A 22461-nucleotide genomic window follows, 5' to 3' on the forward strand; every position below is an offset into this window, starting at 1 on the left:
GTATCGCAAGGCGCAATCGCATCGGGGCAAGTCCGCGTTGACGCCAGTTCGCCGGCCATCCGGCAAAGTTGCGCAGCGCGGGATTTTCAGCGAGAAAGGGCAGGTTCGACTTGCGCCGAACCCGCCCTGACCTGCACCGGTCCCTCGGTGCTTCCCCTCCTCGACAAAACCCGTATCGTTACCGATTCCGTGCGCGGGCACGCGCGGCGGCAAGGAAACCGCCGCTCGCCAGCAGCAGCAGCGACAACAGCAGCAGCTGCTTCGCATCGAGCGTCGGTACCGGCGCCGCCGTCGAAGTCGCGGTCAGTGTGTTCTGCACGCTCGCCGTCGCCGCCTGCGCCGTGATCGTGATCGCGGTCGACGGCGTGATCGTCGTGGCGCCCCACTGATAGCCCGACGGTGCGGCCGGCACCGTCGCCGCGTTCTCGCTGACCGTGCAGCTTGCGCCTTGCGGGATGTTGCCGAACGTCACCGCCGCGCCGCCCGAAGTCGCCGACTGCGTTGCCGCCGGCGTGATCGACGCCGACACATCGCTGCCGTTGAGCGAGCACGCCACCGTGATCGGGAACGCGTTGCTGTAGTTCGCGGGGCCGCCTTGCACGGTCTTCGTCACCGCCAGGCTGCCGACCTGCTGGGTCAGCGTGTTCTGCACCGTCACGCTGGTGCCTTCGGCCGCGATCGTCACGTTGCTGGACGGCAGATACGTCGGCGACGAACCCCAGCTGTAGCTCACCGGTGCATTCGGCAGGGTTTCGCTGAGCTGGCATTGCGCGCCCGCCGGTATGCCGGCGAACGTGTACGTACCGCTCTGCGTGTTGCTCGCCGTGATCGCCTGCGAACTCGGGGTCACCGTGACCGCGTCGCCGTTCAGCGAACAGGTCACGTTGATCGTGAAGCTGCCACTGTAGCCGGCGGGACCGCCGGTTACCGTCTTGACCACGGTCAGGCCGGCCACTTGCTGCACCAGCGTGTTGACCACCGTCGCGGTGTTGCCGGTCGCGGCGATCGGGCCCGCCGGCTGCGTGATCGCCGCCGTGCCGCTGAACTGGTAACCCGTCGGCGCGGTCGGGAAGGCGCCTTCACTGACCTGGCAGGTCGAGCCTTGCGGGATATTGCCGAACGTCACCGTGCCGTTCGTGCCGGTCCCGGCCGTGACGGACTGCGTCGCCGACGGCGTGATGCCGGTGACCGCCGCATCGTCCAACGTGCAGGACACGGTGATCGGGAAGCTGCCGCTGTAACCCGACGGACCGCCGCTCACGTTCTTGGTCACGGCCAGCTCAGCCACTTGCGGGGTGATCGTCACGATGTCGGTGGTCGGATCGACGTTGTCGCCCTGGTCGGACTTGAGCCCGCCGGCGGGAATCGTGTTGGTGTAGCTGCCGGGGCTCGTGCCGGTCACCTGCACCGTCAGCACGCAACTGCCGCCGGCAGCGATCGCGCCGCCGGTGAGCGAGAGCGTGGTGTCATTGGCCGCGGGGGCGAACGTGCCGCCGCAGGTGTTGGTCGATGCCGGCGTGGCGTACACGTAGGTGCCGTTGGGCAGCGTGTCGGTGAGCCTGACGTTACTGAGCGCCGTACTCGCGTTCGGATTGTTGAGCGTGATCGTCAGCGTGGTCTGGCTGCCAGCCACGATCGTATTGGGCGAGAACTCCTTGGTCACGGCCGGCGGCACGATCGCGGTGACTTTCGCCGTCACGCCGTCGGTGTTGATGATGCTGCTGGCGGTGATGTTCGACTGGTCGTTCGTATACTCGCCCGGATCGGCGAGCAGCACCGGCAGGGTGATCGTGCAACTGCCGTTGGCGGCCACGTCGCCGCCGGTGATCGACACCGACGTGTCGCCGACGGTCGCGCTGGGCACGCCGTCGCCGCAGGTGGTCGTAGCCGCGCCGGCAACGGTCATGCCATCCGGGAAATTGTCGGTCAGGTCGAAATTGTCCTGCTCGCTGGTGTTCACGTTGTTGATCGTCAGCGTCAGCGTGGTGGGCTGGCCCACGGACACCACGGCAGGGCTGAACGATTTCGACAGCTGCGTGTTCGGCAATACCGTCAGCGTGGCGCTCGTGGGCGAGGTGTTGGTGGTATTGGCGGACGTCGTGATCGCACCGACCGGGATGGTATTGGTCTTGTTGCCGGTCGTGTTGGCGACGACGTAGAGATCGACCTCGCACTGGTTGTCCGGCTCCGAGCCGGTACCGCCGCCGTAGTTGTTGCCGCGGAAGCGGAAGCCGGACACCGTAAACGATGGGGCGCCGGGGTTGGCCGTGATGTCGGCCGGCGTGCTCGACAGCGCCGGGCTGGCCGTGCCGTCGGCCGGGCCGGCCTTGCGGCAGGTGGTCGTCGCATTCGGCGTCGGCGCGACGATCATGCCGTCCGGGAACGTGTCGGTCAGCGTGATGTTGTCCTGCGGCCCCGTGCTGTTCGGGTTCGTCGTGCCCGAGAAGACGAGCTTGAGCAGCACCGGCGCGCCGCCGTTGGCGTTGCTCGGCGAGAACGACTTGACCACCTGGATGCCCATCGGCTGTATGGTGAGCGTTGCCGTCACCGGCAACGGATTGCTCTGGCCCTGGTCGTTCGACACCGAATCGGCGGCGATCGTGTTGGTGATGCTCGTGCTGCCCGACGTGCCGCTCACGTGCTGCACATCCACCGCGATCTGGCAGGTGCCCGGCGTGGAGGCGTCCGTCGCGGCGGGAACGTAGCCCCCGCTGATGGCCACGCTGCTGCCGCCCGGCGTGGCGGTGACGACGGCGCTGCCGTTGTCGCAGGTGGTGGTGGCATTCGCCGGAGAGGCGATGGTCAGCGACCCGGCCGTGGCGCTCGACGCCGGGAACGTGTCGGTCACGGCGAGGCCGGTGATCGGCGTCGTCGCCTTGTTGCTGAAATTGATGTACAGCCGCGTCCTGCCGCCCGTGCTGACGGTCGACGGATCGAAGAACTTGCTCGTGTCGAGGTCGGAGAGCACGGCCACTTTCGCGTTGGCGGCGCTGGGATTGGTCGCGCCTTCGGTCGTGGTCAGGGTGTTCGAGCTGATCGTGTTCTGGTAGACGCCCGGCGTGGTGCTGACCAGTTCGATCGAGTAGAAACAGCCGGTCGTCGCGCCCGTGTTGGCGCCCGAGCCGTTGCGCACGTCGAAGCCGGAATAGGTGACGCGCGTCCGGGTCGAGTCCACCGGACTGGCGGCCACGCTGACCGTGCCGATATTGCCGGTGCCGTCACCGTTGCCGCAGCCGCCATTCTGGGTGGTGTTGCTGCTCGGCGGGTTCTGCAGGATGCGGACGGTGAGCGGCGTCGCCACCTCCACGCCCAACGGAAGATCGTCGTAGATGCTGCCGCCGGTGAAGCTCTGGTCGAACAAGGTGTCGCTCACCGAGACCTTCATCCAGAACACTTCGCCCTTCTGCACGCTCATCGGCGTACCGGTGCCGGTCTGCCCGTTCGTGGCATTGCTGGTCGAACCGTTCGTGTTGTCGCGCCAGAACTGCTTGCCGACGTTGAGATAGGTGCCGGTGCCCGGCGCCGTGGCGGTCAGGTTGGCCGAGGTCGAGTTGTCCGGGTGGACGTCGCCCGCGAACGTGACGTCGCTGCTCGAAATCGCATTGGTGTTGTTCGTGAACGTGGCGGTCGGCTTGACCCAGATCTCGATGTAACAACTGCCGAGCGCCGTCGCCGTGGCCGCCGGAACGGTGATCGAACTGAACGTGAGCTGGACCGGAGTGCCGGTGTCCGCGTTCATCGTCGGCGAACCGCAAGTTCCGGTCACCGCGGTGCCCACGTTGACGATGTCGTTCGGCAGCAGGTCCTGCAGTGTGCCGTCGGTCAATGCGGTGCCGACGTTCGGATTGGTGAAGTACACGCGCATTTTCACGGGCTGGTCGACCAGCACGCTCGGCGTGCACGAGGTGAAACCGGCCGGCAGCGGCGTATCGTTGGTGCACAGCTGACTGCTGCTGTTGACGAACGCCTTGGTCATCGTGAACGAGCTGACGGTGTTCAGCGTGGCGCTCGCACTGCTGCTGTTGGTCGAGGACTGGTCCGACTGCACGGAGCTCGCCGGAAGCGTGTTCACCAGCGCGGCGCTGCCGCCGGTCGGCGCCTGCACCGTGACCGTGATCGTGCACGTGCCGTAATTGGCGGCAGCACTGCCGGTCGCTGCGGCGATCGTGGCGTCGGTCAGCACGAGCTTGTTGGCGTCGCTGGTGTCGAAGCTGGGCGTACCGCAGCCGCTGGACGTCGGCGTGCCGACAACGGTCAGGCCGAGGCTGGTCATGTCGTCGGTCAGCGAAACGCCGGTCAGCGGATAGGCGATCGACGGATTGGTGAGCACGAGCTTCAGCGTCGCCGTGCCGCCGGCCGGGATCGTGGCCGAGGACGCGCCGTTGAACTGTTTGGTCAAACCGACGTTGACCGGCGCCTTGACGTTCAGGGTGGCGCTGAAATCCTGCGAGGTGAACGTTCCGGCGTCGCCGGTCGCGGTCGCGTCGGTGCCCGGCACGGTATTGGTGAGATTGGTGTCGGCAGCGAGGGCGCCCGAATGCACCGGCAGCGTCATCGAGCAGTCCGGACCCGGCTTGGGCGACGGCGCGTTGTTCGGCACGGTCGCCGCGGTGAACGTGGCGGTTTGATAGTGCGTGCCGCTGATCTGATCCGAGAAGGTCCACGTGCCCGCGGTGCAGCCGGTGCCGGTCGCCGTGGTCGGTGCTTCCGTCGAGTCGAACCACAACTGACCGGCCGGCGTGGTCGCCGGCAGCGTATCGGTGACGGTCGAACTGAGCGTGCTGCTCGACGCATTGAACAGGTCGAATTCCAGCGTGGACGTGGCATTGGGCCCGATCGTCGTCGGATTGAACTTCTTGTTCGCCAGGAAGTTCTGCGCCCAGGCGGCTTGCGACAACAGAACCGCCGCGAGAAACAGGACGGTGCGAATGAGGATCCGAGCGGCACCCGAACAATAGACAAACATCATTAAACCCCTCCAACCAAGCAATTTCGAAATCGTTTGAGGGCCAAGTGGCGCCCCGTATCGCAATTCCACCCACAATGCAGACATTCCCCCACAACGAATCCTCGCGGACATTCGTGCAGATGCCAAATGCTAGGCTGCACAGCGGCGGGATTCACTCACGAAAAATTTCATGGCCGCACGGATGCGCGGGAGTCGCTCGCGGGAAGCGCGACACGGGAAAGCCAGCCGGGTCAACCAGCCGCTTCACCCTCGTCGTCGACGAAGAAGATATAGCCCTGGCCACGCACGGACCGCAGCGGCAACGGCCTTCCGAGTTCGGCGGCCACCTTGCGGCGCAACCGGTGGATCAGCATTTCCAGGCGATGCGGATCGAAATCCTCCACGGCATGAACCAGCGTACGCACGAGTTCGTCGTGCGTGACGAGTTCACCCGGGGTTTCGAAGAGTCGCGCCAACAGCCGCCGCCCGGAATGATTGAGCGCCAGGCTGCGACCGTCCGGCGCATGCAGCCGCCACCCCTCCGGCGACAACCGCCAGCGTGCGGGAACCTCGTCGGCGCGCAACGGCATGCGCATGCGCCGCGCGAGACTTTGCAGCGTCGCGGCAAGCACGTCCACCCCCACCGGCTTGACCAGCCACGCGTCGGCCGCTTCGGACAGACCCTTGATCCGGTCCGCCGCCGCGCGGCGACCGGTCAGCACGACGATGCCGATCGGCCATTCCTCGCGCAATTGTCGCGCCACGGTGAAGCCGTCCACGTCGGGCAGGCCGATGTCGAGCACGAGCAGATCGAATGCTTTCACCGGCATCGCCGCGAACAGCTCGCCCGACGCGGCATACCCCTCCACCTCGAAACCGGATTCGCGCAGTTGCGGCACGAGGATCTGCTCCCTCAACTCGGTATCGTCCTCGAGCACGGCCACTTTCAAATCCACGACAACTGCTCCTGAACTGCCTAAACTCCCCCTGCCGCTGCCATTCTCCCACACACAGGCGCAAAACGATCATGCTGACGCTGGCCGACATCGACCTGCACGACGCCGAAGCGTTGCTCGCGCGTCACGGCCTCGGCCTCGAACGCGTCGCCGACGCCGCGGCCATCCCCGGCTGCTACTGGGGCGAACCCGAAGCCGGCGTGATCGGCGAAAAAGTATACGCGCGCGGCGACACGCCGGTGCATTCGCTGCTGCACGAGGCCTGTCACCTGATCGTCGCGCCTGCCGAACGACGCGCGAGCATCCACACAGATGCTTCCGACTCGCAGGCCGAGGAAGACGCCGTGTGCTATCTGCAAATCCTGCTTGCCGATCAACTTCCCGGCGTCGGCAGCGAGCGCCTGATGGACGACATGGACGCCTGGGGCTACACCTTCCGTCTCGGCTCCGCCCGCGCCTGGTTCGAGCGCGATGCCGAAGATGCGCGTGGCTGGTTGGCAGTGCACGACCTTCTTCGGTCCGAAGCGACCTGACCGCTTCACACTACTTTACACAAGCGACAAATTCGGCTGACGCGCGCCACGCAGACTGCGTGGCGGGGAATCGCCCCCGCCACGAATCGAGGTCCGCCATGACATCTTTGTCTCACCATCCGCGCCTCACGCGCCGTTTACCGAAGCTGCTTTGCAAACCGGCACTCGCGCTCGCCATGATCGCTGCGGCAGCATCGGCGCATCCGCCCGCGAACGCAAGGCCGGAGCAATCCGCCAGCCAGAATTGCGCGGGCGTCGTCGAGCACGTGAACTGCATGCTCGACAACGCCCGGGCGGAAATCAACCCGACTGCGGAACAAAAAACGAAAATCGCCGCGCTCACGCAGCAGGCCAAACACGATCTGGCGCAGTTCGAGACGCAGGGCGACGATGGACATGCGCGTATCTTCAACCTGCTCATGCAAGCAACGATCGACCACAATGCGATCGAAACCGAGCATGCCGCGCACATGAAGCTCCACGAACAGGCATCCCATCGCACGCTGCAATTTCTGTTCGATGTGGCCGAGACGTTGACGCCGACGCAACGCAAGGCATTGAGTGACTACTTTGCGCACTCCGGTCACACCGACTGAACCCCGCGCCTTGCGCTTCTACCGGGCAACATCCACAGTAGCAGGCGTATGGCCGCGCGCATCCTGACCGTCGAAGACGATGTCCGCCTCGCCGAGATGCTGTCGGAATATCTCGGCGAGGCAGGTTTCCGCGTGACGACGACGGCACTTGGCGCTGCGGCGCTGGAACGCTTGGCCACCGAACCGTTCGATGCCGTGGTGCTCGACCTCATGCTGCCGGACATGGACGGCCTCGACCTCTGTCGACGGCTGCGCGCGAAGTCCGACACTCCCGTGCTGATGCTCACCGCGAGAGGCGATGCGACCGACCGCATCGTCGGACTCGAAATCGGCGCCGACGACTACCTGCCGAAGCCGTTCGAGCCACGCGAACTCCTCGCCCGCTTGCGCGCCATCCTGCGTCGGCGCGCAAGCGGCACACCGATCGAAAGGCCGCTCTGCTTCGGCCGCCTGGAAATCGACCGCGCGGCGCGGGAATTGCGTCTGGACAGCACGACGCGCACGATCACTTCGTATCAGTTCGCGCTGCTCGTGGCGCTGGCGGAAAACGCTGGCCGCGTGCTCGCGCGCGAAACATTGATGGACCTCGTCAAAGGCGAAGCGCTCGAAGCGTTCGATCGACGTGCACGTTTCGCGCATCCGCGCCGTGATCGAGGACGATGCGAGGCACCCGCGCCGCATCATCACCGTGCGCGGCGCGGGCTATGTGTTCGCCAAGGCGCAGGATTGAACCCGTGTCGCACCTGAGTACGCGTTTCTTTCTGACTCTACTCGGCAGTCTCACCGCGTTAGCGCTCGGCGGTGTGGTGATGATGCATATCGACGACGGAAGCCCAATCATCCACACCGTCCACAGATTCGTCCACTTCCCCTTTCTGGCGCTGGGTATCACCCTCGCCACGTATCCGCTGACACGGCGCTTGACGCGACGTTTGGAACGGCTCGAAAAGGCGGTCGAGTCGCTTGGCGCGGGCGATCTTTCGACGCGCGTCCCAGTCGAAGGCCGCGACGAAATCGCGCGCCTCGCGCAGAGCTTCAACCACAGCGCGCAGCGCATCGAGGAACTCGTCGGCGCGCACAAGCGCCTGCTCGCCAACGCCTCGCACGAATTGCGCACGCCGCTCGCGCGCGTGCGCCTGAGCGTCGAGCTGATGAAGGGATCGGCCGATCCGGAGCGCAAGGCCGGACTCGACCAGGACATCGCGGAGCTCGATCAACTCATCGACGAAATCCTGCTGGCAAGCCGTCTCGACGCGACCGCCGGACCCGACGCCAAGGAAGATATCGACCTGCTCGCCCTCGCCGCGGAAGAGTGCGCGCGCTACCGCGACGCGCAACTCGACGGCATCGCAGTCGACTGCCGCGGCGATCCGCGCCTGCTGCGCCGCCTGCTGCGCAATCTGCTCGACAATGCGCAGCGCCACGGTCGGGCGCCGATCGACGTGCGCATTGCGCGCGAGGGAACAAATGCCGAAATCCGCGTCAGCGATCGTGGCCCGGCCATTCCCGACGATCAGGCCCGGCATCTGTTCGAGCCGTTCTACCGCCGTTCCACCGCGGAACGGAACGAGGGTACCGGTCTGGGTCTGAGCCTCGTGCGCCAGATCGCGCAACGCCATGGCGGTCGCGTGGAATATCGCGCCGAGAAGCCGCTCGGCAACAGTTTCGTCGTCACCCTGCCTTTGCCGGAGCAAGCCGATCGGCGCAATGTCGAAGTGTCATAATCCGCACGCACACAGCCCAAGCGAGGCCATCCGATGAAACTCACGAGCCACAGTTTTGCCGACGGCGCACGTATCCCGGGCGAGTTCGCCTTCGGCGTGATCGACGCGCAAACGCATGTCGCGCTGAGCGCGAACCGCAATCCGCATCTGGCCTGGAGCGATGCGCCGGCCGGCACGAAATCCTTTGCCGTGATCTGCCACGACCCGGACGTGCCGAGCCGCGGCGACGACGTCAACAAGGAAAGCCGCGAAGTGCCGGCATCGCTGCCGCGCGTGGACTTCTTCCACTGGCTGTTGTGGGACATCCCCGCTTCGGTCCACGAAATCGCCGCCGGCAGCCACAGCGACGGCGTCACCGCGCGCGGCAAATCCGGCCCACAGCGCCGAACGGCTGGCACCACGGCATCAACGACTACACCGGCTGGTTCGCGGGCGACAAGGACATGGGTGGCAGCTACTACGGCTACGACGGCCCGTGCCCGCCGTGGAACGATGCCATCGTCCACCGCTACGTCTTCACCGTCTACGCGCTCGACGTAGCGAAGCTGAACGTCACCGGCGAACCGAACGGAGCGAATGTGCGCGCGGCATTGCAAGGCCACGTCCTTGCACAGGCAAGCATAAGGGATGGTCTGATTTTTACCCCTCTCCACCGCCATCATCGCGGCGCAGCGAGAGGTCAGGCGCGTCGCGGGCCGTGCAACGTCTTTCGGTGCCTCCCGATGCGTTTCCACACCTCCCGGCGTGCGCATTTTGCGGGTTTCCACGCGCTTTCGGCGCCGCGGGCCGCTGTGGCCCGCGCGCCAGGCGCAACTATCCTGTCTTCAGCAACGTCGTTCGGGCCATCCAAAGATTCGCCAGCGCGAACAGCGTCGTCACCTGTGCGCCGTTCTTCGCCAGTCCGCGGTAGCGCGCCTTGAGGTAACCGAACTGGCGCTTGACCACCCGGAACGGGTGTTCGACCTTTGCCCGGATCGATGCCTTGGCATGCTCCAGCTTGTCCACGATCTCGCGCAGCGCCGCATCGGTGATGGCCTTGACCTTGCTGCGCTTCTCGGCGATCCAGAACGTCCGGCCGCGCTTCGCTGCCCGCTTCTCCGCACCCGTGTAACCAGCGTCGCCAAACACGCGTTGCTCCTCGCCGTGCAGCAACTGGTCCACCATCGTCACGTCGCCGACGTTCGCTGCCGTGGTCACCACCGAATGCGTCAGGCCCGTCGACTCGTCCACGCCGATGTGGGCCTTCATGCCGAAGTACCACTGGTTGCCCTTCTTCGTCTGGTGCATCTCGGGATCGCGCGACTTGTCCTTGTTCTTCGTCGACGGCGCGGCGGCGATGATCGTGGCGTCGACGATCGTGCCTTTCGACAGGCCCAGGCCGTGCTTCCTGAGGTGCTCGCCCACCGCATCGAACAACTGTTTCGCCAAGCCGTGCTTCTCCAGCAGGTGGCGGAACTTGCACACCGTCGTTTCGTCCGGCGCCCCTTCGCTGCCCAGGTCGATCCCCACGAACCGGCGCATCGCCTGCGAGTCGTACAGCGCTTCTTCCACGCCCGGATCGCTCAGCGCATACCACTGCTGCAGGAAGTGGATGCGCAGCATCCGTTCCACGCCGATCGGCGGACGACCGCCGCCATCTTCGCGGGCCTTCGGCTAGTGCGGCTCGATGCACGCACACAGCTCCGCCCAAGGCACCACCCGATCCATCTCGGCCAGAAACACATTCCGTCGCGTGGCCTTGCGATGCCGCTCGAATCCGGCATCCTGTTGCGTCGAGAGTGTCAGCTGCTTCGGCGGCATCGCGTCGGGTCCGTCATCAGGTCCGGATTGGACAGCGGGGCAAAATCAGAGTTTCCTAAGCGGGATGTACACGCTCAATCCGCGCTTGCGGAAATAAGGCGGCATGCGCAGGCACGGAAAACGCACGGCTCTCACCCGGCGCGAGTTGTCGCTTGCTTCACCCTGCCTTCCGACGATTCGCGACGTCGGACATAAATCGCTTGAGCCAGCGCCCCTTCACTCATGGGGACGGATTTTACTTCCAGATAATTTTTTGCCTTAACGAGATCGCCGAGCTTCCGATATCCGTAGTTGCGTGCATCGAATGAAGGTTCGCTTTTGACGACAAGCGAACCGACAGCCGCAAGCGATGCCCAACCGTCCTCGCGTGCTGCGCTGTCCACCGCGGCAAGTAGCATGCTCTTGAGCGACCCGGCATCCTTGTCCAAAGTCGTGTCCGGAGTTTGGTCGGGACGTAGGATTTCTGTATATACGAATTTGTCGCACGCAGCGACGAAAGGTTTTGGTGTTTTCTGCTCGCCGAAGCCGTAGACGGTGCGGCCGGCTTCGCGCAGGCGGGTCGCCAGCCGAGTGAAATCGCTGTCCGAGGAAACGATGCAGAATCCGTCGAGATTTCCGCCGTGGAGCAGATCCATCGCATCGATGATCAAGGCTGAATCAGTCGCGTTCTTCCCACTCGTATAGCGGAACTGCTGGATCGGCTGAATCGCGAGATCAAGCAGGGTGGGCTTCCAACTGGCGAGGTTTGGCGTCGTCCAATCGCCATAGGCGCGACGCACCGTGGCGATGCCGTAACGAGCGATCTCGACGAACAACTCGTGCGCGACCGATGCTTGTGCATTATCTGCGTCGATCAGTACAGCCAGCTTTTGACCTTCCATGCACTCCTCCGCAACTCTCTCTTCTGACAGCAGGTGTCCGCATGATACGACACGGTGGTCAATCCGCATTCGCCCCCACCGCGGCGACCACGGCCGCGTCGCCGTCGATCTTCTGGGGAATGCGCTTGGCGATCCGGCGGTACCCGCGCCAGCCCGCGAAGCCGATCAGGTAGAACGCGCTCGAGGCGACGGCGAGATGGAGGGCCGAATGCGCGATGAGAGGGCCGAGTACACCGGCCAGCAGCGCGCTGAAGGTCAGCATGAGGAACGCCTGCACCGACGAGGCGCCGCCGCGATAGTGCGGAAAGCGGTCGAGCACGAGCAGGTTCAGCGCCGGCGCGACGAGATTGACGCCGATCGCCCCGATCGCGATCGGCAGCACCGCCCACGGCACGCGCGCGGGCCGCACGGCCGAGGCCACGATCAGGTTGAGCAGCGATGCGCCCAGCATCATCGCGTAGCCGCCGCCGACCAGCGCACGCACCGTCACGCGCCCGGCCAGGCGCCCGGTCAACAGCGCACCGAACATGAGGCCGCTGATCGCCGGCACGAACAGCCACGGGAAATGGTTCTGGTCGAGCGCGAGGATGTCGAGCACGAACCTCGGCGCATTGGCGACGTAGACGAAAAGCCCGGCCGAATTGAAGGTCAGGGCGAGCGCCAGCGCGGCAAACGGGCGATCGCTGACGATCTTGCGGTAGTTGGCGAACAGCGTACCGGGCAGGAAGGCGATGCGGCGCGCATGCGCGTGCGTCTCCGGCAACACGGCGAGGCACAGCGCGATCAGCGCGAGCGTGAACACGGCCAGCGCCCAGAACAGCGCGTGCCAGCCGGCCAACCACGCGGGCGCGGACGCGAACGGGCTTCCGTCCCAGCCGACGAGCCACGCACCGAGAACCGGGGCGAGCGCGGGCGCGAGGCCGAAGATCAGGCTGATCTGCGCCATCAGTTTCTGCGCGTGCGGGCCCTCGAAGCAGTCGCGCACGATCGCGCGGCCGACGATCATGCCGATGCCCGCGCTCATGCCCTGCAGCGCGCGGAACACGAGCAACGCGCGCAGCGACGGCGCGAGCGCGCAGCCGATCGTGCCGGCGAGGAACACGGCGAGGCCGCCGAGAATGATCGTGCGCCGCCCCCACGCGTCCGACATCGCGCCGACGAACAACGACAGTGCGGCGTAGGCGAACAGATAGACGCTGATCGTCTGCTGCATCGGCAACGCGCCTGCATGGAACCGCGCGGCGATCGCCGGAAACGCCGGATAGATCGCATCGATGCAGAACGGTCCGAGCATCGCCAACGCGGCGAGCAGCACCGCGAGCAAGCCACGATGCGGAACCGGAGACGAAGAAGTCATTGGACGCCGCAGGCGCGCGGAGGCGGAAAGGCGCGCATGATACGCGCAAATGCACTACGGTTGTCACAACGCGCTTGCGTCGGGCGGCCGGGATTTGCGATCTTTGCAGCGACAGCACCGGGAACCCCGACACGTGACGAACGGCCGCAACCAGGAAATCCGTAACGGCGAGCTGCTCGCGGCCGTCGACTTGGGCTCGAACAGCTTCCATCTCGTCGTCGCGCGCTACGAGCACGGCGAGCTGCGCGTGATCGATCGCCTGCGCGACAGCGTGCGCATGGCCGCCGGCCTGCGTGCCGACGGCAGCCTCGACGAGGCGCGCCGCGACCGCGCGCTCGCCTGCCTCGCGCGCTTCGGCCAGCGCCTCTCGGGCCTGCCGCGCGAGCGCGTGCGCGCGGTGGCGACGAACACGGTGCGCCGCCTCGCGGTGCCGGGCGCGTTTCTGGGGCCGGCCGAAGACGCGCTCGGCCATGCGATCGAAGTCGTCTCCGGGCGCGAGGAAGCGCGCCTGATCTATCTGGGCGTCGCCCACGGCATTCCCGAATCGCCCGAGCGCCGTCTCGTCATCGACATCGGCGGGGGCAGCACCGAGTTCATCATCGGCCAGCGCTTCGAAGCGCTGGAAAAGGAAAGCTTGCAGATGGGCTGCGTCGCCAGCACGCTGCGCTTCTTCGACGACGGCAAGCTCAGCGCCAAGCGCTGGCAGCGCGCGCAGAGCGAGATCGCGGTCGAACTGCAGCAGTTCGCCGCCGACTACCGCGCGCACGGCTGGAGCGAGGCGATCGGCTCCTCGGGCACGGCCAAGGCGATCGGCGGCGTGGCGCAAGCCTGCGGCTGGTGCGAAACCGGCATTTCGCGCGTAGCGCTGGAAAAAATCCGCGATGCCCTGCTCGCCACGGGCAACATCGACAAGATCCGCCTGCCCGGCCTGGCCGAAGACCGCACCGGCGTATTCGCCGGCGGCGTGGCGATTCTCGAGGCCGCGTTCGCCGCGCTCGACATCCGCCAGATGCGCGTCTGCGAAACCGCGATGCGCGAGGGCCTGCTCTACGACATGGTCGGCCGCGCCGAGCACCGCGACCCGCGCACCGCGAGCATCGCCGCGCTGGCCCAGCGCTACGGCGTCGACCGCGCCCACGCCGCGCGCGTGGAGGCCACCGCCAACGCGCTGTTCGATTCGATCGCCGTCGACTGGCAGCTCGGCGACGACGAGCGCGACTGGCTCGCCTGGGCCGCGCGCATCCACGAGATCGGCCTTGCGATCGCGCACAGCCAGCACCACGTGCACGGCGCCTACATCGTCGAGAACTCCGACCTCGCCGGCTTCGCCCGCCACGAGCAGATCGTGCTCGCGATCATCCTGCGTTGCCACCGGCGCAAGCCCGACCAGAGCATCATCGACATCGCGCCCGAGCGTCTGCGCCGCCCGACCGCGCGCGTCACCGCGCTGCTGCGCCTCGCCGTGCTGCTGCAGCGCGCGCGCAAGGCCGAGCCGCTGCCGCCGCTCGAACTGCGCCTCGAAGACAAGACCTTGCAGTTGCGCCTGCCCGCGGCCTGGCTCGACGCGCACCCGCTGACGCGCACCGACCTCGACCAGGAGCGCGATTATCTCAAGCACTTCGACATCAAGCTGCAGGTGAAGACCGGCGAGAAGTTCGCCGCTTGAAAGCGGTTTCGAAACCTCGGAGTCTGCGCGGCAGAAACGTTCGAGGCGAAAAATCCGCCGTGCATACTCCTCGCCCGCGGGTTTCTTCAGAACTCGCCGATCGCATGCGCCTTGGCCAGCAGCGCACGACGGAACGATTCGGGCAGCGGCTTGTGCCAGTTGACGTAGAGGTTCTCGTATTCGGTCGCGACCCAGCCCGCGGCGACCGCGACTTCGCGCGCGCGCGGGTCGCCCGTGTAGCCGAAGAACGCATCGCAGCAGTCTGCGTAGCGCTCGAAGGCGTACTTGAGGACGATGAACCAGCTGCCGCCGGCCGCATAGAGCGCATCGCGCTCGTGCGGCTGCATGCGCTTGACCGTGTCGCCGTTGCTGCACGAGCCGCCGGACAGGTAGATGTCGCCGAACGGGCGCATGTGCGAATAGCCGAGCACGTGCAGGGCGCCGTCGGCGTCGCGGTACAGCGCGACGATGTGGCGCGGGAAATCGGGCGCGGGATCGCCGAACTTGCGCTTGAACAACGCGCCGACGAGAAATTCGGCGTCGTCGACCTCGCTGATCGTGATGAAGCCGCGCAGCGATTCGGGAAGGGTGTGCAGAGCGGGACGCAGCATGATGCGAAACCGGTCGTCGAGGGAGGCGAAGCGTAGCGGACTCCGCTGGAAATTCCCAATGCCGCGGGAGGACGAGTTGCGTCCCGGCCTGGAATCCGGCGTAGTCCCGGACGTGTGAAGTGGGATGCCGGCGATGGCGGCCGCAATGTGCGGAATCGGTTAGGATGCGGCGACTTTTCGCCCGTGCCCGATGCCGAATCCCCTTCTTCGCGCTTCGACCCTGCCCGCTTCCGCGCCCGGTCTGCGCGGCTGGCGCATCGCCGGCTGGGCGTTCTGTTTGCTGATGCTCGCGCTGCACGTCGCCGCCGGCTTCAACTCGGCGGGCGTGGTGGATTTCCGCCGCGACGTCTACTGGGCCACGGCGATCGCCTACGGCGAGCGCCTGCCGTGGTCGGGACCGCCGATCTACCAGCTCGTCGAACTGGGGCCGTGGTGGTATTACGTGCTCGCGCCGGCGATGCGCTTGAGCGGCCGCATCGCGGTCGTTGCGGCCTGGATACAGGTGCTGGCGGCGTTGAAATATTTCCTCGCCCTGCATCTGGGCACGCGCCTGCTCGACGAGCGCTTCGGTTTCGCGCTCGCGGCCGCCATCGCGGCGACGGGCTGGGCGATCGCGCCGCTGATCTTTCCCAGCCATCCCGCCGTGGTCGAGACGACCCTGCTGCTGCTCGCGCTGGCCGCGTGGCATTGCCGCGATGCGCTGACCGCGGGGCGCGCCGTGCTGTTCGGCCTCGCCGCGGCGGCGTGCGTGCATGCGCACCCGACCACGGCGACATGGGTGCTGATCGCCGGGCTGGCGCTGCTGTGGCGGCATCGCGGCTGGCGCGCGCTGGCGTTGCTGGCTCTCTCCGCGTGCGTGGTGGTGCTGTCGCTGCTGCCGCCGTGTCTGGATCCGCAGCCGCTCGCGGCGGGCATGCGCAAGACCGCCGAAACCTACGCGAGCCACGATCTCGCGGTCGCTCCACTGGTGCGCTTCGCGCGCCTCGTGGCGGCGCTGTTCGTCAACGGCGAATGGTCGGGCCTGATGCTGATGACGTCGTGGAAGCTGCCGACGGTGCGCCTCGCCTGGAGCCTGTACTGCGCCTGTCTGGCGCTGGCGCTGGCGGGCGTCGCGCTGCTGCCGCGCACGTTGCGGCGCGGGTTCGCGATCGCGCTGGCGCTGCTGTCGTTCCAGTGCGCCTTCCTCGTGCTCGTGCGCGCGAGCGTGCCGATCTGGATGGTCGAATCGGCGCTGCCGACGCTGGCCTTCGTCTTCGCCCTGGGCTGGTACGGCTGGCTGTCGCCGCCGCCGCCGTGGCGCCGGGCGCTCGGCGGTACGGCGCTGGCGGTGCAGGTCGCGCTGTCGCTGGCGACGTTCGGCGTGTTGTTGCGCGACATCCACTCGCTGCGCGTCATGCCCGACGCCAACCCCTACGTCGACGCGACCCAGCGCGGCGAGCGCTACACGACGATTCCGGTCGCTTTCTTTCCGGCGCGCAGGGTCGATGCGCTCGGCGCGATCGGCTGTGCGCCAACGACCCTGCACGGGCGTCTGGCGACGCTCATGGAAGCCGCCTTCGCGATACCGCTGCGCGTGGCCTGCGGGAAATGGCCCGACGTGCGTTTTCGCGGCAGCGGCGAGGCCGGCGAACATCGCCTCGGCATCGAACAGGCCGCGACGGCGAAGACGGCGATCGCGCCGGACGAAACCATCGCCGGCATGGCGATCTACTCGCGCGTTCGTCCCGTCGGTCCGGCCGCAGGAACGCGACGCACCGAACTGCGCCGCATGCAGGTAGTGCCGGAGGCGCTGCGCTCGGAACCGCAGGTGTGGACGTTCGCCGCGCGGGCGGGCGACGTGGTTTCGCTGACCGGAATCGCCTCCTCCGCGATCGGCACGGCACGCGCGGACGGGCGTGCCGCCAGGCTCGTCTACGAAGTCGGCGACCAGTTGTTCTACACCTGCGATGGGTGCGCGGGCGATGCGGCGGTGGATTGGAATATCGCAATCAAGGAGCCGGCCTACGATCTCGACATCGTCGTCATCGAAGCGCCGTAGGGAAACGGATTGCCATGCTCATCGAGCGGTGGCGTCGCGCAGCAGCCCTTCCAGTTCGCTCGGCGTCTTCCAGTGATTGCCGCAGACGTAGCGCGGCAGCAACCAGCGATCGACGTTCGCCTCGACCGGATGCGGCTCGCCGGTGAACGCGGCGCGCAGACGGTGTTCGTGCACGTACCGCGGCAAGTACTCGCGCACGAGATAGTCGTTCCATTCGCCATAGGGATAGGCGAACAGCGTGCTGCGGCACGGCGCCAGATGCGCATCGAGCCAATCGGCCGCGGCACGGATTTCGGCATCGGCATCGACATGGCTGTCGACGTTCTTGAACGTGCCCTTGTTCTGCTCGCGCTGCGCGGTGTACGGCAAGGTGGGGTGGTTGTGGTCCCAACTGTGGTTCTCGATCGCGATGACGCCTTCTCGCGCCGCCTCGCGCCACCAGCCGTCGCGCCACCAGTCGCGGCCGGCCATGCAGGTGACGTCGAGCACGGCGCGCGCCTGCGGCGAAACGATGACGAAGCTCGTCATCTGCGCGCGCATGCCCGCCGTCGCGGTGAAATCGCGCAGAATGCCGGCGAAGCCGCGCTGCGCGCCGTAGTGCGGATGCTCCATGTCGAACCAATCGAAGTACGAGCCGTCGTCGCAGGTCAGCGCGACGGCGCCCTCGACGCTGGACGACGGCGCTTCGCCGAGCAGCGCATCGACGACCTCGGCCGCGGAGACGATGCGCAGGCCGAGCCGTGCGATCGTGCGCAGGTCTTCGGCGAGCGCCACGTGATCGTTGCTGCCGTAGTCGTTGCCGAAGATGTTGGTCGAGTGGTAGGTGAGAATTGGTACCTTCATATTGTGACAAACCTGGCTGGTGACTCGACCAATGGCAGACTCATAAAATAGCAGGATGTCGGCATCCCTTGTCAGGGAGCCTCTTGGACGTTCGTGCTGAGCGTAGCTCGCGGAGCGCGCGAAGTCGAAGCCGCGCTTCGGCTCTTCGAGCCAGCGCTCGGCGCGAACGGTTCGCCGGTCCTTTCAATTTCCGCTTCCGGAGTTTTCATGCCTGCCGCCGCCCTCAATCCCGCCGATCTCTACGACGTCCGCTCGCTGCTCAGCGAAGAGGAACGCATGGTGCAGGACACCGTCGCGCGCTTCACCGACGAGCGCGTGCTGCCGATCATCGGCGACTGCTTCGACAAGGCGCGTTTTCCGACCGAACTGATCCCCGAGATGGCCGAGCTCGGCCTGCTCGGCGCCACGCTGCCGGCCGAGTACGGCTGCGCCGGCATGAACGGCGTCAGTTACGGCCTGATCTGCCAGGAACTCGAGCGCGGCGACTCGGGCCTGCGCAGCTTCGCCTCGGTGCAGTCCTCGCTGTGCATGTATCCGATCTACGCCTACGGCAGCGAAGAGCAGAAGCAGCACTGGCTGCCGCAGATGGCGCAGGGCAAGGTCATCGGCTGCTTCGGCCTGACCGAGCCGCACGGCGGTTCCGATCCGGCCAACATGAAGACGAACGCGAAGAAGGACGGCGGCGATTGGGTCATCAACGGCGCCAAGATGTGGATCACGAACGGCAATCTCGCTCATATCGCGATCGTCTGGGCGCAGACCGACGACGGCATCCAAGGCTTCATCGTGCCCACGAGTACCAAGGGTTTCGCCGCGCAAGAGGTGCACAAGAAGATGAGCCTACGCGCTTCGGTGACGAGCGGCCTGTTCTTCGACAACGTGCGCGTGCCCGATTCCAACCGCCTGCCGAACGTGAAAGGCCTCAAGGGCCCGCTCGGCTGCCTGACCCAGGCGCGCTACGGCATCACTTGGGGCCCGATCGGTGCGGCGATCGCCTGCTTCACCGAAACGACCGAATACGCCAAGAACCGCATGCTGTTCCAGCGCCCGATCGCGGCGACGCAGGCGGTGCAGATCAAGCTCGCCGACATGGCGCGGCGGATCACGCTGGCGCAACTGCTCTCGCTGCAGCTCGGCCGGCTCAAAGACGCCGGCAAGATGCAGCCGACCCAGGTCAGTCTGGCGAAATGGAACAACTGCCGCATGGCGATCGACATCGCGCGCGAATGCCGCGACGTCCTCGGCGCCGCCGGCATCACCACCGAGCACTGCCCGATCCGCCACGCGCTCAATCTCGAATCCGTGATCACCTATGAAGGCACCGAGACCGTGCACCAGCTCGTGGTCGGGCGCGAGGTGACCGACATCAACGCGTTCTAGCTTTTGTTTCCCTTCTCCCGGTGGGAGAAGGGAAGAAAGACCTTGCCTCCTGAGGCGACGCCTCTCGACGGCGCCGCGTACGGCGCGCAAAATTGATCGGAAAGGAGGCTGGGCGTGGTCACCGTCTATGGCATGAAATCCAGCGGCAACTGTTACAAGGTGCAGTTGCTGCTCGAGCAGTTGCAGCGTCCGTACCGCTGGGTCGAGATCGACAGCGCGCGCGGCGAAACGCGCACGCCGCAATTCCTAGCCAGGAACGCGAACGGCAAGGTGCCGCTGCTCGAACTCGACGACGGCCGCTTGCTGGCCGAGTCGAACGCGATTCTGAATTTTCTCGCCGAAGGCACGCCGTATCTGCCGGGCGACGCGTGGCTGCGCGCGCAGGCGCTGCAATGGATGTTCTTCGAACAGTACAGCCACGAGCCGTATATCGCCGTCGCGCGTTTCATCTGCCGCTGGCTGCCGGCCGACCATGCGCGCCGCGAAGAGCTGCCGCGCTTGGTCGAGCGCGGCAAACAGGCGCTGGCCGTGATGGAAAAGCATCTTTCCGGGCGTGAATTTTTCGTCGGCGACGGCTACACGATCGCCGACATCGCCCTGTTCGCATACACGCACTGCGCGGCGGACGGCGGCTTCGATCTCGGGTCCTGGCCCGCCGTCTGCGCGTGGCTTTCGCGCGTGCGTGCGCAGCCGCGCTTCGTGCGCATGGAAGCCTGAGCATGTTCGTCGGCAAGGTGACAAGCGAGTTGCTACGGCGCGCGGCGGCGACGTTGGCGCTATCCCTTCTCGCGGGCTCCACCGCGCTTGCCGCCACCGTTGCGCCGCGGCTGCCCATCGTGCCGCGCGAGCACCCTTCGCCGCGTCCGATTCCCTACGCGGGCCCGCTGCGTGGCGGCAGCAATTTCCTCTGGTACGCGCTCGGAGCGGATTGCGAGCGCGAACCCTACGGCATCGTGCCGAACTATCATCTCGCCGGGGTGCGCTCGCAAGTGCAGGCGCAACTGGCCGCAATGTACGCCGCGGGAATGGCGCGCCTGAGCCTGGGCGTGTATTTCGCGCACGGCACGTCCTCGGGCACGGTCGTGGATTCGAGCGACTCCGCCGCGGTCGCCCTCGCCGCGCAGAACGCCGCCGACCTCATGACGGACGTCAAGGCCGCCGGATTCCGCGAAGTGCTGTTCCGCTTCTTTCCGGTCGGCACGATCTATCCGCCGAACTCCGATTTCGATCCCTCGTTGGTCGGCGAATACTGGAACTTCATCCAGGCCATCCGACCTGCCGTGGCGAACGCGCAGTTGTCCTATCTGATCGACCTCGGCGTGGAGGCCGCGCCGCGCGATTCGGAATTGCCGATCATCTCGAATCCGTGGAAATATCCGAACAACTCGAGCTGGAGCCACGCCGTGCGGCAGCTCTGGCAGAACTACTACGCCGCCTACGGCAGCGCCGACACGATCGGCTTCTCCTCGCTGACCGACGACGACGCGGACGACATGCGCTCGCGCGTGCGCCACATGCGCTACGTCTACGATATCGGCGGCGGCAATCCGCGCTACCCGGCGACGTTCGCGATCGACGTCTACGGCGATGCGAGCGCGAACGAGGCCGTCAAGTTCACCCAATTCGACCAGGCATTGCGCAGCGAGGACTCCAGCGGTTCGCTCGGCTGGCGCGATACGCCGGTGATCGTCGCCGAGACGTACTACGACGATCCGGTATCCGCAGAGAACCTGGTCGTGGCGATGAAGAATACCGGCCGCAAGGTGCCGTTCCTGACCCAATGGCCACTCGATCGCGGCAGCAACGCCGCCACCGGCGGCGATTGCGCCGTGACCAACGTATTGCCGCCCTATACGTGGAGCGTGTACGCCAGCTACGGCTTCTGAGCGGGCCCGCTCCGAACGCGCGGGTTACCGGACCACGCCGAGCTTGCGCCCGACCTTGACGAACGCGGCGACCGCGCGGTCGATCTGCTCGTGCGTATGCGCCGCGCTCATCTGCGTGCGGATGCGCGCCTGGCCCTGCGGCACGACCGGATAGAAGAAGCCGATCACGTAGATGCCCTCGTCGAGCAGTTGCTTTGCGAACTCCTGCGCGAGCTTGGCGTCGCCGAGCATCACCGGCGCGATCGGGTGCGTGCCGGGTCGGATGTCGAAGCCGGCATCGAGCATGCGCTTGCGGAAATACAGCGCGTTGTCGTCGACCTTGTCTCGCAGCGCCGTGCTCGACGACAGCATCTCGAACACCTTGATCGACGCGGCCACGAGCGGCGGCGGCAGCGTGTTCGAAAACAGGTACGGACGCGAACGCTGGCGCAACAGGTCGATGATTTCCTGGCGGCCTGTGGTGAACCCGCCGGAGCCGCCGCCGAGCGCCTTGCCGAGCGTCGAGGTGAACACGTCGACTTTGTCCATCACACCGTGCAGTTCGGCCGAGCCGCGCCCGGTCGGGCCGACGAAGCCGGTCGCGTGCGAGTCGTCGACCATGAGCAGCGCGCCATATTTCTCCTTCAAGCGGACGATCTCGTCGAGCTTGGCGATGTAGCCGTCCATCGAGAACACGCCGTCGGTCGCGATCAGGCGGGTGCGTTTGCCCTGGGTTTCGGCGAGATGCTTTTCGAGTTCGGCCATGTCGCCGTTCGCATAGCGGCGGCGTTCGGCCTTGCACAGGCGGATGCCGTCGATGATCGAGGCATGGTTGAGCGCATCGGAGATGACGACGTCGTCTTCGCCGAGAATGGTCTCGAACAGTCCGCCGTTGGCATCGAAGCACGAGGTATACAGGATCGTGTCGTCGGTGCCGAAGAACTTCGCGATCGTCGCTTCGAGCCGCTTGTGCAGGTCGTGCGTGCCGCAGATGAAACGCACGCTGGCGAGACCGAAGCCGTGCGTGTCGAGCGCATCCTTCGCCGCCTGGATGATTTCGGCGTTGTCGGCGAGACCGAGATAGTTGTTCGCGCAGAAGTTCAGCACTTCGCGTCCGTCTGCGGTGCGGATCGACGACGACTGCGGCGTCGCGATCACGCGCTCGGTCTTGTACAGGCCCGCGTCGCGGATCGAGTCGAGTTCGGCGGCAAGGCGCGCGCGCGCGGCGTAGGTCATGGCTCGATCTCCTCGTGGCGGGTCGCC

At 66.3% G+C, this 22461-nt stretch carries 16 protein-coding genes and 3 pseudogenes; 11 read left to right on the forward strand and 8 right to left on the reverse strand.

All coding sequences use genetic code 11. The features are described 5' to 3' along the window. Positions 1-178 precede the first annotated feature (178 nt). Both QM741_RS17535 and QM741_RS17540 read right to left on the reverse strand, forming a co-directional pair. Positions 179-4897 (reverse strand): beta strand repeat-containing protein, encoded by a 4719-nt coding sequence (locus QM741_RS17535; RefSeq protein ID WP_415208919.1) that lies wholly within the window; start codon positions 4895-4897, stop codon positions 179-181. A 302-nt stretch (positions 4898-5199) separates the two neighbouring features. After that, complete coding sequence (locus QM741_RS17540) at positions 5200-5958, reverse strand: response regulator transcription factor (RefSeq protein WP_415208920.1); 759 nt, start codon at positions 5956-5958, stop codon at positions 5200-5202. A gap of 17 nt (positions 5959-5975) precedes the next feature. Here QM741_RS17540 and QM741_RS17545 point away from each other — a divergent pair, with 17 nt between their 5' ends. The 6 genes and pseudogenes from QM741_RS17545 to QM741_RS17570 form a co-directional block, all read left to right on the forward strand. Further along, positions 5976-6437 (forward strand): hypothetical protein, encoded by a 462-nt coding sequence (locus tag QM741_RS17545; protein ID WP_415208921.1) that lies wholly within the window; start codon positions 5976-5978, stop codon positions 6435-6437. A 59-nt stretch (positions 6438-6496) separates the two neighbouring features. Continuing rightward, positions 6497-7033 carry a hypothetical protein gene (locus QM741_RS17550; RefSeq protein WP_415208922.1) on the forward strand — a complete coding sequence of 179 codons (537 nt, stop codon included), beginning with the start codon at positions 6497-6499 and terminating at the stop codon, positions 7031-7033. Positions 7034-7129: 96 nt separating this feature from the next. Further along, positions 7130-7360, forward strand: a pseudogene (locus QM741_RS17555) (response regulator); the annotation flags it as partial. A 319-nt stretch (positions 7361-7679) separates the two neighbouring features. After that, positions 7680-7763: a hypothetical protein gene (locus QM741_RS17560; protein WP_415209155.1), complete on the forward strand. Its 84-nt coding sequence runs from the start codon at positions 7680-7682 to the stop codon at positions 7761-7763. A gap of 190 nt (positions 7764-7953) precedes the next feature. Further along, complete coding sequence (locus tag QM741_RS17565; protein ID WP_415208923.1) at positions 7954-8757, forward strand: sensor histidine kinase; 804 nt, start codon at positions 7954-7956, stop codon at positions 8755-8757. 33 nt (positions 8758-8790) lie between these two features. Continuing rightward, positions 8791-9404: pseudogene (locus QM741_RS17570) on the forward strand (YbhB/YbcL family Raf kinase inhibitor-like protein); the annotation flags it as partial. Positions 9405-9570: 166 nt separating this feature from the next. Here QM741_RS17570 and QM741_RS17575 read toward each other — a convergent pair. From QM741_RS17575 to QM741_RS17585, 3 genes and pseudogenes are all read right to left on the reverse strand, one after another. After that, positions 9571-10557: pseudogene (locus tag QM741_RS17575) on the reverse strand (IS5 family transposase). A 131-nt stretch (positions 10558-10688) separates the two neighbouring features. Then, complete coding sequence (locus QM741_RS17580) at positions 10689-11438, reverse strand: NYN domain-containing protein (RefSeq protein ID WP_415208924.1); 750 nt, start codon at positions 11436-11438, stop codon at positions 10689-10691. A 58-nt stretch (positions 11439-11496) separates the two neighbouring features. Next, the gene (locus tag QM741_RS17585) at positions 11497-12795 is read right to left on the reverse strand and encodes a multidrug effflux MFS transporter (protein WP_415208925.1); all 1299 of its coding nucleotides are present in this window, start codon (positions 12793-12795) and stop codon (positions 11497-11499) included. 133 nt (positions 12796-12928) lie between these two features. On the opposite strand from QM741_RS17585, the gene QM741_RS17590 reads away from it, so the two are divergent. After that, a complete protein-coding gene (locus QM741_RS17590; RefSeq protein ID WP_415208926.1) occupies positions 12929-14461 on the forward strand; it encodes an HD domain-containing protein in 1533 nt (510 codons plus the stop codon). Between the two features lie 86 nt (positions 14462-14547). Here QM741_RS17590 and QM741_RS17595 read toward each other — a convergent pair whose 3' ends face one another. Further along, a complete protein-coding gene (locus QM741_RS17595; protein ID WP_415208927.1) occupies positions 14548-15072 on the reverse strand; it encodes a hypothetical protein in 525 nt (174 codons plus the stop codon). A gap of 190 nt (positions 15073-15262) precedes the next feature. Between QM741_RS17595 and QM741_RS17600 the strand changes: the two genes are divergently transcribed. Beyond that, on the forward strand, positions 15263-17110 hold the full coding sequence (locus QM741_RS17600; protein WP_415208928.1) for a hypothetical protein: 1848 nt from the start codon (positions 15263-15265) through the stop codon (positions 17108-17110). Between the two features lie 18 nt (positions 17111-17128). Here QM741_RS17600 and QM741_RS17605 read toward each other — a convergent pair whose 3' ends face one another. Then, positions 17129-17953, reverse strand: a complete 825-nt coding sequence (locus QM741_RS17605; protein ID WP_415208929.1) for a polysaccharide deacetylase family protein — start codon at positions 17951-17953, stop codon at positions 17129-17131. A gap of 207 nt (positions 17954-18160) precedes the next feature. On the opposite strand from QM741_RS17605, the gene QM741_RS17610 reads away from it, so the two are divergent. The 3 genes from QM741_RS17610 (at position 18161) to QM741_RS17620 (ending at position 21219) form a co-directional block, all read left to right on the forward strand. Further along, complete coding sequence (locus QM741_RS17610) at positions 18161-19333, forward strand: acyl-CoA dehydrogenase family protein (RefSeq protein WP_415208930.1); 1173 nt, start codon at positions 18161-18163, stop codon at positions 19331-19333. A 114-nt stretch (positions 19334-19447) separates the two neighbouring features. Next, on the forward strand, positions 19448-20050 hold the full coding sequence (locus QM741_RS17615) for a glutathione S-transferase family protein (protein ID WP_415208931.1): 603 nt from the start codon (positions 19448-19450) through the stop codon (positions 20048-20050). 2 nt (positions 20051-20052) lie between these two features. Beyond that, positions 20053-21219 carry a hypothetical protein gene (locus tag QM741_RS17620; RefSeq protein ID WP_415208932.1) on the forward strand — a complete coding sequence of 389 codons (1167 nt, stop codon included), beginning with the start codon at positions 20053-20055 and terminating at the stop codon, positions 21217-21219. Positions 21220-21243: 24 nt separating this feature from the next. On the opposite strand, the gene kbl is transcribed toward QM741_RS17620, so the two are convergent. Then, on the reverse strand, positions 21244-22434 hold the full coding sequence (kbl, locus tag QM741_RS17625) for a glycine C-acetyltransferase (RefSeq protein ID WP_415208933.1): 1191 nt from the start codon (positions 22432-22434) through the stop codon (positions 21244-21246). Positions 22435-22461 lie beyond the last annotated feature (27 nt).

The sequence above is a fragment of the Rudaea sp. genome (genome assembly GCF_047601565.1).
Classification (GTDB): Bacteria; Pseudomonadota; Gammaproteobacteria; order Xanthomonadales; family Rhodanobacteraceae; genus Rudaea.

Bases quoted from the DNA above. Each gene is read 5' to 3' on its own strand.
- QM741_RS17545 (WP_415208921.1), top strand. From the start codon at position 5,976: ATGCTGACGCTGGCCGACATCGACCTGCACGACGCCGAAGCGTTGCTC.
- QM741_RS17580 (WP_415208924.1), bottom strand. From the start codon at position 11,438: ATGGAAGGTCAAAAGCTGGCTGTACTGATCGACGCAGATAATGCACAA.
- QM741_RS17585 (WP_415208925.1), bottom strand. From the start codon at position 12,795: ATGACTTCTTCGTCTCCGGTTCCGCATCGTGGCTTGCTCGCGGTGCTG.
- QM741_RS17595 (WP_415208927.1), bottom strand. From the start codon at position 15,072: ATGCTGCGTCCCGCTCTGCACACCCTTCCCGAATCGCTGCGCGGCTTC.
- QM741_RS17600 (WP_415208928.1), top strand. From the start codon at position 15,263: ATGCCGAATCCCCTTCTTCGCGCTTCGACCCTGCCCGCTTCCGCGCCC.
- QM741_RS17605 (WP_415208929.1), bottom strand. From the start codon at position 17,953: ATGAAGGTACCAATTCTCACCTACCACTCGACCAACATCTTCGGCAAC.
- QM741_RS17610 (WP_415208930.1), top strand. From the start codon at position 18,161: ATGCCTGCCGCCGCCCTCAATCCCGCCGATCTCTACGACGTCCGCTCG.
- QM741_RS17620 (WP_415208932.1), top strand. From the start codon at position 20,053: ATGTTCGTCGGCAAGGTGACAAGCGAGTTGCTACGGCGCGCGGCGGCG.
- kbl (WP_415208933.1), bottom strand. From the start codon at position 22,434: ATGACCTACGCCGCGCGCGCGCGCCTTGCCGCCGAACTCGACTCGATC.